The organism is Grimontia sp. AD028, from assembly GCF_000973155.1.
GTDB lineage: Bacteria > Pseudomonadota > Gammaproteobacteria > Enterobacterales > Vibrionaceae > Enterovibrio > Enterovibrio indicus.
The window spans coordinates 1-11,432 of sequence record NZ_LASY01000108.1; the positions used below are offsets into that span (position 1 = coordinate 1).

The 11,432-nt window shown below is 48.6% G+C and carries 9 protein-coding genes; 7 read left to right on the forward strand and 2 right to left on the reverse strand.

From position 1 onward, the window contains the following. Window positions 1–108: 108 nt before the first annotated feature. Window positions 109–921 (reverse strand): putative PEP-binding protein, encoded by an 813-nt coding sequence (locus RN22_RS20120; protein ID WP_046307149.1) that lies wholly within the window; start codon window positions 919–921, stop codon window positions 109–111. 327 nt (window positions 922–1,248) lie between these two features. On the opposite strand from RN22_RS20120, the gene RN22_RS20125 reads away from it, so the two are divergent. The 3 genes from RN22_RS20125 (at window position 1,249) to RN22_RS20135 (ending at window position 3,451) form a co-directional block, all read left to right on the forward strand. Continuing rightward, window positions 1,249–2,310 carry a 3-deoxy-7-phosphoheptulonate synthase gene (locus RN22_RS20125; protein ID WP_046307150.1) on the forward strand — a complete coding sequence of 354 codons (1,062 nt, stop codon included), beginning with the start codon at window positions 1,249–1,251 and terminating at the stop codon, window positions 2,308–2,310. A gap of 50 nt (window positions 2,311–2,360) precedes the next feature. Beyond that, window positions 2,361–2,843, forward strand: coding sequence for a YajQ family cyclic di-GMP-binding protein (locus RN22_RS20130; RefSeq protein WP_002539371.1), 483 nt, complete (start codon window positions 2,361–2,363; stop codon window positions 2,841–2,843). A 74-nt stretch (window positions 2,844–2,917) separates the two neighbouring features. After that, window positions 2,918–3,451, forward strand: a complete 534-nt coding sequence (locus tag RN22_RS20135) for a dihydrofolate reductase family protein (RefSeq protein WP_046307152.1) — start codon at window positions 2,918–2,920, stop codon at window positions 3,449–3,451. Window positions 3,452–3,505: 54 nt separating this feature from the next. Here the strand turns inward: RN22_RS20135 and RN22_RS20140 are convergent, their stop codons facing one another. Beyond that, window positions 3,506–5,857: a helicase-related protein gene (locus RN22_RS20140; protein ID WP_046307154.1), complete on the reverse strand. Its 2,352-nt coding sequence runs from the start codon at window positions 5,855–5,857 to the stop codon at window positions 3,506–3,508. 218 nt (window positions 5,858–6,075) lie between these two features. On the opposite strand from RN22_RS20140, the gene RN22_RS20145 reads away from it, so the two are divergent. The 4 genes from RN22_RS20145 to RN22_RS20160 all read left to right on the forward strand — a co-directional run bounded on the left by RN22_RS20145 (window position 6,076) and on the right by RN22_RS20160 (window position 11,386). Beyond that, window positions 6,076–7,767, forward strand: a complete 1,692-nt coding sequence (locus RN22_RS20145) for an NAD-dependent malic enzyme (protein ID WP_046307156.1) — start codon at window positions 6,076–6,078, stop codon at window positions 7,765–7,767. Window positions 7,768–7,885: 118 nt separating this feature from the next. Continuing rightward, the gene (locus tag RN22_RS20150) at window positions 7,886–8,545 is read left to right on the forward strand and encodes a vancomycin high temperature exclusion protein (protein WP_046307158.1); all 660 of its coding nucleotides are present in this window, start codon (window positions 7,886–7,888) and stop codon (window positions 8,543–8,545) included. A gap of 244 nt (window positions 8,546–8,789) precedes the next feature. Then, the gene (locus RN22_RS20155) at window positions 8,790–10,160 is read left to right on the forward strand and encodes a DASS family sodium-coupled anion symporter (RefSeq protein ID WP_046307160.1); all 1,371 of its coding nucleotides are present in this window, start codon (window positions 8,790–8,792) and stop codon (window positions 10,158–10,160) included. 143 nt (window positions 10,161–10,303) lie between these two features. Then, window positions 10,304–11,386 (forward strand): ketoacyl-ACP synthase III, encoded by a 1,083-nt coding sequence (locus tag RN22_RS20160; RefSeq protein WP_046307162.1) that lies wholly within the window; start codon window positions 10,304–10,306, stop codon window positions 11,384–11,386. The last annotated feature ends 46 nt before the right edge of the window (window positions 11,387–11,432 follow it).

The following is an 11,432-nucleotide window of genomic DNA, read 5'->3' on the forward strand; positions in this document are numbered from 1 at the left end:
AGTTGACTGGCGTCGTGCTCGTTGTTGTCCCTTTTTGATGGAGGTGACTACACCTGCAAAGGGACGCCGTGATCACAACACCAGTCAAACTCGCTGAATCATGCATCTTCAGGTTGTTTGGGTATAAATCAATTCTACATTGGCCCCTTCTGCCAATTCGATAATCGCTTTGTCAGACTCTTGAGCAAGGATCTGAACCGGCTTATCAGCCAATTGCGTTTTACGAATAGTGTCGCGGATCAGGCTCTTTACTGCTTCATTGTGTTTGTTGAATGTATACGGTAGCGCTTCGTCACCAAAGTCTACTGCCAGCGTGAATGCAGCAAGATTATCGACATCGATGATGATGCCGTCGAAATACGCAAGTAAAGCCTCTGCCAGCACGGCATTAGCAGGTAACTGGCATGCCAAAAGCACTTTCAGACCGTTTGCGCCCCGACAAAGCCCCTGCTCTGCCAGCAAGTCAATCATGGTTGCAGCTTCGCTGGATGTGCGAACAAAAGGAACAACAACTTCGACAGGAAGCTTCTTGTCCTGAATCGCCTTTTTAAGCACCTCGCACTCAAAAATAAATCCGGGCTTACCTGCTTTACTTGCATAGCGCGAAACACCACGCAGTCCCATCGCTGGGTTTGCTTCCTCAGGCTCTGAATCTGCGCCTTGCATTTGTTTTAACGCCAGCGCGCTTTGGTCGTTCAACATGACACGAAATGGTCGGTCAGTGTTTGCTTTGTAAGCACTTTCGAGCAAGGACACTAATTTGTCCTTCGTCGCATTACTGTCATCTAATGCTGACGGATGAGTTCCGATGGCATTGATATACAATTCACCGAGAGAGACCAGTCCAAACGACGTGTCGTGACCTTCCAGTTGAGAGGAGTTCTTAAAAACGTGGGAATAGGTTAAATCCATTTGAGACATAGCGCACCAATACTGCCTTGTAGAAACTTAAGTGCCTGTTGTGGCAAGAAAATGATGGTTTATCGACGCCGATTCTTCGCAAGCGACTGATTTTCGTCCATCCAAAGGAAAACATACCACAGAGCCCTTTTGTTACAAGAGAAATCCGAGATGAATTTTCGATTTCGGATGACCGCACAAAGCTCGGTTGTTTACGAATCTTTCCGGTCAAAACAAATGCAATAGAAAGAATAAATCGCTGAAAGACCACATCATGGCTTTTCTGACACCGATTTTTTGCTATCTTACTGCCTTCGCAAGAACACCGACGTAAGGAAGGCAGAGCCCATGCCGATTAAAACTGACGAACTAAGAACGCAACCTGTTGACACTCTGCCAACCCCAGCAGAAGTGGAAGCAGAATCCCCACTTACAGACAGTGTTGCCCAAGACATCGCCGAAGCTCGTAAGCAAGCTGAAGATATTCTTACTGGCCGCGACAACCGACTGCTTGTCGTTGTTGGTCCATGTTCTATTCATGATCCAGATGCGGGTCTGGACTACGCAAAACGCCTTAAAGTGCTGGCAGACCAACACAAAGAAACACTTCACATTGTCATGCGTACCTATTTCGAAAAACCACGCACTGTTGTGGGCTGGAAAGGCATGATCAATGACCCAGATCTCGATGGCAGCTGCAACCTTCGCAAAGGGCTGTTCAAAGCCCGTAAATTCCTACTGGATGTGAACAAGCTGGGTCTGCCTACTGCAACCGAGTTTCTGGACATGATTACCGGACAGTACATTGCAGACTTGGTAACCTGGGGAGCCATTGGCGCACGTACGACGGAATCACAAATCCACCGTGAAATGGCATCTGCGTTGTCATGCCCGGTTGGCTTTAAAAACGGCACCGATGGGAACATTAAAATTGCCATTGATGCGATTCGTTCAAGCCAAACGTCTCATCTGTTCTGCTCACCAGACAAAAATGGCGTCATGACCATCTACCGCACCAGCGGCAATCCTTATGGTCACGTTATTCTTCGTGGTGGACATCAGCCGAACTACCACAAAGCTGATGTTGAGAGTGCTGCAGCGAACTTGTCTGAAATTGGTCTGACTCCCCGCCTTGTAGTGGACTTCAGTCACGCAAACTGTGAGAAACAGCACCGTCGTCAATTAGATGTTGCTGCAGACATTTGCAACCAACTGGTCGAAGGCGACACTTTCATCGCTGGTATCATGGCGGAGAGTTTCATCGAAGAAGGTAACCAAGCCGCTGATAAAGACAGCTTGTGCGACCTTACGTATGGCAAGTCCATCACAGACCCATGTCTTGGCTGGAACGACACTGAAAAAATGCTGCAGATGCTTTCTGACGCTATTGCGAAACGTAATTCACGCTAAACAAGTGTGTGTGATAAGCTCAACCTTCAGTTAAATATCAGGAAATTACTATGCCTTCTTTTGATATCGTTTCAGAGATCGATACCGTTGAGTTGAAAAACGCCGTAGACAACGCAAAACGCGAACTGGCTACCCGTTTTGACTTCCGTAACGTAGACGCAAGCTTTGAACTCAACAAAGAAGTCGTGAAAGTCTCTGCTGAATCTGACTTTCAGGTTAACCAAATGATGGATATCCTTCGCGGTAACCTAGCCAAACGCGGTGTTGATGCCCGCGCGATGGAACCTAAAGACATGGTTCACTCAGGTAAGACTTTCTTCAGCGATGTGCATTTCAAAAACGGCATCGAAGCCGACGTTGCGAAGAAAATCGTCAAGCTGATTAAAGAGGCCAAGATTAAGGTTCAAGCTCAGATTCAGGGTGAGAAGCTTCGCGTAACCGGTAAAAAGCGTGACGACCTTCAAGCAGCAATGCAAGTTGTCCGTGAAGCTGATTTGGGTCAGCCATTCCAGTTCGATAACTTCAGAGACTAACCCAGCCTAACCAATGAAAAGCCATTTGCCTTTCGGTGAATGGCTTTTTTTTGTTGATAACGAGGACGCTTAACATGACAAACATTGTTTATATCGCGACCAGCCTTGACGGTTATATCGCAGACAAAGACGGCGGCTTAGATTGGTTACACAGCATTCCAAACCCTGAACAATCTGATTTTGGCTGGGCTCAATTTATGGCGGGTATTGATGGGCTGGTGATGGGCAGAACGACTTTCGAAACCGTCATCGGTTTTGACTGTGAATGGCCATATACCAAACCCGTGTTTGTGCTCAGCAATACCATGAAAGAAATACCTGACTCCCATAAAGATAAAGTTTTTTTGGTTTCAGGATCACTGTCGGAGATCCTTAAAAGCCTCAACGAGCAAGGTTTCAAGAATCTTTACATCGATGGCGGAAAGACGATTCAAAGCTTTCTGTCGGAAGATCTGATTGATGAACTCGTTATCACCCAAATTCCAGTATTGCTGGGCGGCGGCTCAAGGCTGTTTGGTGATCTCGAGCACAGGCAACAGTTTGAGTTGGTCAAAAGTGAAGTGCTGATTGACGCGATGGTGAAGTCTCACTTTAAACGCGTGAGATAAGCCATCCAGAAAGAGGCCTGAGCCCATTGCAGGCCTCTTTTGAGGATCGTTTCCTCACCTCACATCAATCACGCGGCTGGCTTTTTTGTATTGCACCTTCCACCCACTCCAAGACGGCAATTCCCATCGTTTAGGCCCGTCTTTCCTGGTGCCGCCGACATGATGTACCACCACAGTCCGTTTTCCCTTTAGATATTCAACATCAAGCTTCAATTCAGCAAGCGTCAGTTCCAACGGGTATTTTTCGGCAAAATCATCAAACTCCCAGGATGGAATGCCCTCGAAGACAAAATCATCACCATCAATAAGTTCAAGATCATCGACTGATTCAACGCCCAAGTCTCTTAGAGACTGCTCAAGCCAAGACAATACATCTACCTGAGGGCGATTGGCGCTATCTTGCAATGATTGATAAAGGTTCCAGTATTTCACCTCTTTCGATAAACGCTCGCCCGTTCCCTCGAGAAGTTCACCATGGATGATTTGTGTCGCCAGCGCACGAATGAGGCTTTCCCCTTGAGCCGTTTTTCTGTATTCGCCAATGACCCTTCCTGCATAAATGCGCTCGATAACATCGACCACCATGCCTTCGCTGTCATCAAAATCAGAAACGGACTCTTCACCTAACCCAGCATCAACAAGCCAACCGAACGGAACCGGTGCCATGCAGGTTGCGTACGAGGTTGTCTGTTTCACACCGCGTCCCGCCAAGTGAAACTGATCAAACACTATGGCTGCCTGAGGATCCGCAGGGAAATCACTATCTCGACTTAAAGTGACTTCATTAAAGCCGTTCCCAAAGGCTTGCTGACGTTTTTCGCGCCGGACATAGGCTAATTCTGAAGACACCGACAACACATTTTTTAGAAATGCTTCCCGATGAAACCGACTCGCGACTTCCCATTGAGGTAACTCTAATGCTTCGCGTATTGAGGCCGAGAGCCGCCTTGCCTCATCCAGCGCAACCTCATCAATATCAATGATTTCAGCGGGTTGCTCGCCACGAAGCACAGCAATTGATGTGACAACGTCACAAGAAAGGGTATTCCAACGGCGATATTCGTCCAGTGGTAGCTCGCCAGCTTTGCGCCTCCAGACTGTCATCGGTGTTTGCAATACAGCTGCGAGGTCAATCATGGCTTCGGTGTTCGATTTGCTGTCCATGCCTGAAATGAGATGGGCGAAAAGGCTATCAATCGGCAAGGGATAGAGGCGCTGACCATGCATTGTGATCTTGCCAGATTCATCAATGGCTCCCATTTCAGTCAACCTTGTTTTTGCAATGTGCATCGACTTATCTGGGAGTTTGGAGAGAAACGTCAGATCTTCCAGCCTATAGCCACAACACGCCGCCGCAAGCATGGTCTCAGTGAGGTCTTCCCTTTCCAATTCTGGTGGTGTAAAAGCCTCCAGAGGTGCATGTTCCCCGAATAACCGTTCACAATACCCAGCAGCAACTCGGCCTGCTCGTCCGGCGCGCTGTTTGGCGCTGGCTTTTGATATCGCGTGCAGAGCCAAAGCTGTGCGCCCGTTTCTCTGATGTGTGCGGCGCTCCATACCGGAGTCAATCACAGTCACTATTCCTGGAATCGTCAGTGATGTCTCGGCCACATTCGTTGCCAACACCACACGTTGATTTTCCGACTGGTGCAAAGCACGAAACCGGTCGGAGTCAGACACAGATGCATGCAAAGGGATGACGTCTGCATCCAGTGTTTTTAACATTGATTGGCACTGGCTGATTTCCTTTTTACCCGGCAGAAAAACCAACACATCTCCACCTCTCTCCAGCGCCCTTTCAACAATCGGCTTAATACGGTTCTCAATCGATTTTCCCGACGGCATATGCTGGGAGTCGAGTGCATGGTGATACGCAGTGACACCGTAACTCCTTGCGCTTGCGATAAGCACTTTGGCGTTGAAGTAGGCTTCAAGACGCTGGTTGTCAAGGGTCGCAGACGTGATGATCAAACGATGCTGATTATGCTCTACCAACAACGCAGCAAGTAAATCAGTCTCCGAGCGACGTTCGTGAAATTCATCAATCATCACCACATCAAAATCTTTCAACTTATCTTCGCTGAACCAGCGCAGCACCACGCCAGGTGTGGCAAATACCACCTCAGAGTTTTCCTGAAAGCGGTAATCAAATTTGATGGCATAGCCAACCCGTTCTCCCACTTGGCTGTTCAAGGTATCAGCGACGAATCCGGCCAAGCTGGTGCAGGCGACCCGACGAGGTTCAATCACCAATACCCGACCGAATTTTGTGGCCCACACTGGCAGGCGGGTCGATTTACCTGTTCCCGTATCCGCCTGAACGATTAGATTGGAGCCGCAGAGAATGTGTTCAACGTCTTGTTGAATGCTATCGATAGGAAGCGTGAGATTTATTCCGTCAGTCATGACTTTTGATATGTATTTCTGGTTTGTTGAGAGTGTACCCTAGTGTTTGTGTGTATGTGTCGTTTTCCACCCCTTGCGTTTGCATCAGCTCACCTTTTCCTGCTCAGTTGCTCGTTTAAAACAAAATGCGCTTGAATACCAAAGGTTAACAACACTACACTTTCACGCCTTATACTTTAGTATTAATCACCTTCTGAAAGAACAGAGTTGTCTTCTCAATGCATAATCAAAAACGTCCTCTCTATATCCCTTACGCGGGCCCAGCACTACTGGAAACGCCTCTCCTGAATAAAGGCAGTGCATTTTCTGTCGAAGAACGCATGTTCTTTAACCTTGAAGGCCTTTTGCCGGAAGCGATTGAGTCTATCGAAGAACAAGCCGAGCGTGCCTACAAGCAGTACCTCCGTTTCGAAAACGATATGGATAAACATATCTATCTTCGAAATATTCAGGACACCAACGAAACCCTGTTCTATCGACTGGTTAACAGCCATATTTCTGAGATGATGCCAATCATCTACACCCCGACGGTTGGCGCGGCATGCGAAAACTTTTCTGAGATCTACCGTCGTGGCCGTGGTTTGTTTATCTCTTACCCGAACCGCTACCGCATCGATGAAATGCTCAACAACGCTTCGCGCCACAACGTGAAAGTGATCGTTGTAACGGATGGCGAACGCATTCTGGGTCTTGGGGATCAGGGCATCGGCGGCATGGGTATTCCGATCGGTAAGCTTGCGCTATACACCGCATGTGGGGGTATCAGCCCAGCCTATACACTTCCAATTGTTCTGGATGTTGGCACCAATAACCCTCAGCGCCTTTCTGACCCTATGTATATGGGTTGGCGTCATACACGTGTGACGGGTCAAGATTACGATGATTTCATCGAAGAGTTTATTCAGGCAGTACAACTTCGTTGGCCTGATGCATTGATTCAATTTGAGGATTTCGCGCAGAAGAATGCGATGCCAATCCTTGAGCGATACAAAGACCGCGTATGTTGTTTTAACGATGACATTCAAGGTACTGCAGCCGTAACCGTTGGTTCGCTGATTGCGGCTTGTAAAGCTGCGGGCACCAAGCTTTCCGAGCAGCGCATTACCTTCCTGGGCGCAGGTTCAGCGGGTTGCGGTATCGCAGAAGCGATCATTGCGCAGATGGTGTCTGAAGGCATCACTGATGGCGAAGCGCGTGAGCGTGTATTCATGGTTGACCGCTGGGGTCTGCTGTTGGATTCCATGCCAAACCTGCTCGATTTCCAGCAGAAGCTGGTTCAGAAGTCATCTGCTATCAAAGACTGGGAACTGCAAGACCAAAATATTTCGCTACTCGATGTGGTTCAGAATGCAAAACCTACCGTTCTTATCGGTGTTTCTGGTGCGCCAGGTCTGTTCAGCGAAGAAGTCATTAAAGCGATGCACGCTAACTGCGAACGTCCTATTGTGTTCCCACTGTCCAACCCTACCAGCCGTGTCGAAGCGACGCCGTTTGATATCCTTCGCTGGACAAACGGTGAAGCACTGGTAGCAACCGGTAGCCCATTTGAGCCTGTCGTTCTGGATGGCGGCAAAACCTTTACCATTGCACAGTGCAACAACAGCTACATTTTCCCAGGCATTGGTCTGGGTGTGTTGGCAGCCGAAGCGAAGCGTGTCACTGACGAAATGCTGATGGAATCCAGCCGCGCGTTGGCTGAGTGTTCTCCACTGGCCAAGTTTGGTCGCGGCCCACTGTTGCCTGCGCTTGAAGAGATTCACTCTGTGTCCCGCCAAATTGCATTGGCAGTGGCGAAGAAAGCCATTGAGCAAGGTGTAGCGCTGGAACTGACGGAAGATGCCTTGCAAGAACGTATCGATGCCATTTTCTGGCAGCCTAAGTACCGTCAGTACAAACGCACGTCGTTCTAATCTCTCTATCTGCGCCATTTGAAACAACCTCTGCTTTTGCGGAGGTTGTTTTTGTTATTTCGCTCAATTTGGTTTAACCTGCTGTTTCTTCCGCTGATATTTAATTCCCCTTACTGTGATGTCATTGCGTAAAGCGTCTTTTGTAATCATGACTCTTGTTGTCGCCTCTCTTGTTGCTATCGCAGCAATGGATTTCTGGGTGACATTTCAGGCAAAAGACCGCATCTACAATTCGGTCGATAACACACCAAGTCGCCATATCGGTTTGGTGCTGGGTACCAGCAAGTACATCGGCAGAACACTGAACCCTTATTACACCTATCGCATTGAAGCCGCACAGGAGCTCTATCTCAGTAAAAAAGTTGAGGTGATGCTGCTCAGTGGCGACAACGCTCACCGCTCTTATAACGAACCTTGGACGATGAAACGGGACATGCTGAAAGCTGGGATCCCGGATGATCGCATCTTCCTCGACTATGCAGGCTTCCGCACGCTGGACTCCATTATTCGCGCTAAGAAGGTGTTTGATGCAGACGAATTCACCCTCGTTACCCAAGCATTCCACTGCGAGCGAGCCCTTTTCATCGCTGACTATTACGATATTGATGCTATCTGTCTGGCCGTTCCAAGCCCCGGCGGCACAGCAGGCATGAAAATCCGCGCCCGCGAAACCTTGGCGCGTGTTAAGGCTGTGTTAGACATTTATGTATTAAACGAACAACCCAAGTTCCTTGGACCAAAAGAAAGCATTCCCAACGAAACACTTTCTGACAATTAGATAACCACTGTTACTCCGCCAGTAAAGTGATGGGTAGGTTTCCACCCATTCCAAAAACATCAGCTCCCAGTTTTAAACATCCGCGCAACATCTTGTTAATCCTGTGGCTTCCGCCTCTCTCACCCTTTGGTTCTTTCAGCAATAATGCACCCACAAAGAGCGAAATGCTCGATAGCGGAAACCTTGATTCATCGTTTCCACCAAAACAAGAAAGTTGCCCTACTTATATATGAAGGAAGCCCATATGACAGCATTAACCCTTGCTTTCAAAGATTGGCTGTTTAACAGAAACAGTTTGATCCTCCTTGCAGACATTGCACTCTTTTTCATTCTGATGAATGTCTTACCGTTTGAAGAAAACGTCGTTATCGGCCTGTCCATGCTGGTCTTTATCGCTGTACTTTGGTTAACCGAAGCCCTGCATGTCAGCATCACTGCCCTGCTCGTTCCCTTGATGGCAGTCGTACTGGGTGTATTCAAAACCCCCGCCGCACTGGCAAACTTTGCCAACCCAATTATTTTCCTTTTCCTCGGAGGTTTTGCTCTGGCTGCGGCGCTTCATGTACAAAAGCTTGACCAAGCGATTGCCGATAAAGTGTTGGTATTGGCAAAAGGCCGTATGAGCGTAGCCGTGCTGATGCTGTTTGGTGTAACTGCGGGCCTTTCCATGTGGATCTCAAACACTGCAACGACAGCCATGATGCTTCCTCTGGTACTGGGTGTACTGAGCAAGGTTAACGCTAAATCTGAGCGTGGCACTTATGTTTTTGTTCTACTGGGTATTGCTTACTGTGCAAGTATCGGCGGTATCGCGACTATCGTGGGTAGCCCGCCAAACGCGATCGCTGCGGCAGAAGTTAACCTGAACTTTGCACAATGGATGAAGCTTGGCCTTCCGATCACGCTGACGCTGCTTCCTCTCACTATCGCAGTGCTTTACTTCCTGACGAAACCAAACCTAAACCACACGTTTGAACTCAACCACAAACCTATCGAATGGACGAACGGTCGTCGTCTGACACTCGCCATCTTCGCTTTCACTGCGTTCTGCTGGATTTTCAGCAAGCCAATCAACCAAATGCTAGGCGGCCTAAGCAAGTTTGACTCGCTGATTGCACTGACTGCTATCATCCTGTTGGGTGCAACCCGTGTGGTGAAATGGAAAGACATTGAGAAAACGACTGATTGGGGCATCTTGCTGCTGTTCGGTGGTGGCTTAACACTGAGTAACGTACTGAAAGCGACTGGAACCAGCGTATTCCTTGCGGAATCTCTGAGTGGTTTCTTATCAAGCGCAGGCATCTTCTTCACTCTACTGACCGTTGTTGCTTTCGTGGTGTTTCTGACTGAATTTGCAAGTAACACGGCAAGTGCGGCGCTTCTGGTGCCAGTCTTCGCCACAGTCGCTGAAGCACTGGGTGTGTCTCCGGTCGTGCTGTCAGCCTTGATTGCTGTCGCTGCTTCGTGTGCATTCATGCTGCCTGTTGCCACACCACCTAACGCGATTGTGTTCGGTTCTGGTCATATCAAACAATCAGAAATGATGCGTGCCGGTAGCTACCTGAACGTTGTCGCCATCATTGTTCTCGCTATGTTTGCCTGGATGTTCTGGTAATTAGAACAAGCCACCGTAAACCATCCCCCTAAGTGGCCTTCGGGCCACTTTTTTGTTTTAAATCACTTCCTGCTAACACTCGTTTGTTTCAACCCTGTAACGGGAGTAAACTGCTTTTATTATTACGAGAAAAAGAGAAACTCATGCCATTTGCAGAAATTACTGGCTGGGGAAAGTGTTTACCTCAGGCAGAACTTACTAACAACGACCTCAGCACCTTCATCGAAACTTCCGACGAATGGATTTCAAGCAGAACCGGCATCAGTAGCCGCCGCATTAGCCACGTAAATACATCTGATATGGCCGCCGTCGCTGGCAAACATGCGCTGGCAGCGGCAGGCATTGAAGGCAAAGACCTCGACCTGATTATCGTCGCCACTTGCTCTCCTGACACCCTGATCCCAAACATTGCTTCTAAAGTACAGCTTGAACTAGGTGCCAAAAAAGCCGCAGCTTTTGACCTTAACGCAGCGTGTACCGGCTTTTTGTATTCACTTGAAACCGCTACCCGCATGATTCAATCAGGCAACTATCAGCATGCACTAGTGATTGGTGCAGAACGCCTGACCTGGTACCTCGACTGGAGCAAACGAGATACGGCCGTACTGTTTGGTGATGGCGCTGGTGCTGTCATCCTCAGCAAAACGGATAGAGAAGTCGGCTTACTCGACGCACAACTCGGCTGTGATTCAGAAGGTCGTGATGTGTTAGCCATCCCAGAGTTTGGTACGGCGATGCCGCGCTTCGAACAAGACAATGGTTATTTTGATTTCAATTTTGTTGGGCGTGAAATTTTTAAGCGCGCGGTAAAAGGTATGGGGTCGGCTGCTGGTACAGTGCTTTCACGTTCGAGCATGACGCCGGAAGATATCAATGTTGTTATTCCGCACCAAGCTAACAAACGCATTATCGAAGCGCTGTGCGATCATGCAAAGATCCCGCTAGAGAAAGCATTTATCAACATCCACAAGTACGGCAACACTTCTGCGGCAACCATTCCAATCGCGCTTTGTGAAGCAGTGGAAGAAGGCCGAGTTCAGCCAAACAATACCTTGCTGATGGCCGCTTTCGGTGCTGGCCTGACTTGGGGGGCTGGTGTACTTCGCTGGGGTGACCGTGTGACGCCTATCAGCCAATCAGATGCTGCGCTTCCAGAACCCGAAACCAACGCATTGGGATTGCTGGAAGAGGCTATCGCGCTCTGTAAAGCGAACGCTGAAAAGTAAGAATCACTGATTACATAATACCCAAACGACCTGAAGATGCTTGAGT

What these genes read in the sequence shown, in the direction of transcription:
- RN22_RS20125 (WP_046307150.1), top strand. Translation starts at nt 1,249, where the DNA reads ATGCCGATTAAAACTGACGAACTAAGAACGCAACCTGTTGACACTCTG.
- RN22_RS20135 (WP_046307152.1), top strand. Translation starts at nt 2,918, where the DNA reads ATGACAAACATTGTTTATATCGCGACCAGCCTTGACGGTTATATCGCA.
- RN22_RS20155 (WP_046307160.1), top strand. Translation starts at nt 8,790, where the DNA reads ATGACAGCATTAACCCTTGCTTTCAAAGATTGGCTGTTTAACAGAAAC.
- RN22_RS20130 (WP_002539371.1), top strand. Translation starts at nt 2,361, where the DNA reads ATGCCTTCTTTTGATATCGTTTCAGAGATCGATACCGTTGAGTTGAAA.
- RN22_RS20160 (WP_046307162.1), top strand. Translation starts at nt 10,304, where the DNA reads ATGCCATTTGCAGAAATTACTGGCTGGGGAAAGTGTTTACCTCAGGCA.
- RN22_RS20150 (WP_046307158.1), top strand. Translation starts at nt 7,886, where the DNA reads ATGTCATTGCGTAAAGCGTCTTTTGTAATCATGACTCTTGTTGTCGCC.
- RN22_RS20120 (WP_046307149.1), bottom strand. Translation starts at nt 921, where the DNA reads ATGTCTCAAATGGATTTAACCTATTCCCACGTTTTTAAGAACTCCTCT.
- RN22_RS20140 (WP_046307154.1), bottom strand. Translation starts at nt 5,857, where the DNA reads ATGACTGACGGAATAAATCTCACGCTTCCTATCGATAGCATTCAACAA.
- RN22_RS20145 (WP_046307156.1), top strand. Translation starts at nt 6,076, where the DNA reads ATGCATAATCAAAAACGTCCTCTCTATATCCCTTACGCGGGCCCAGCA.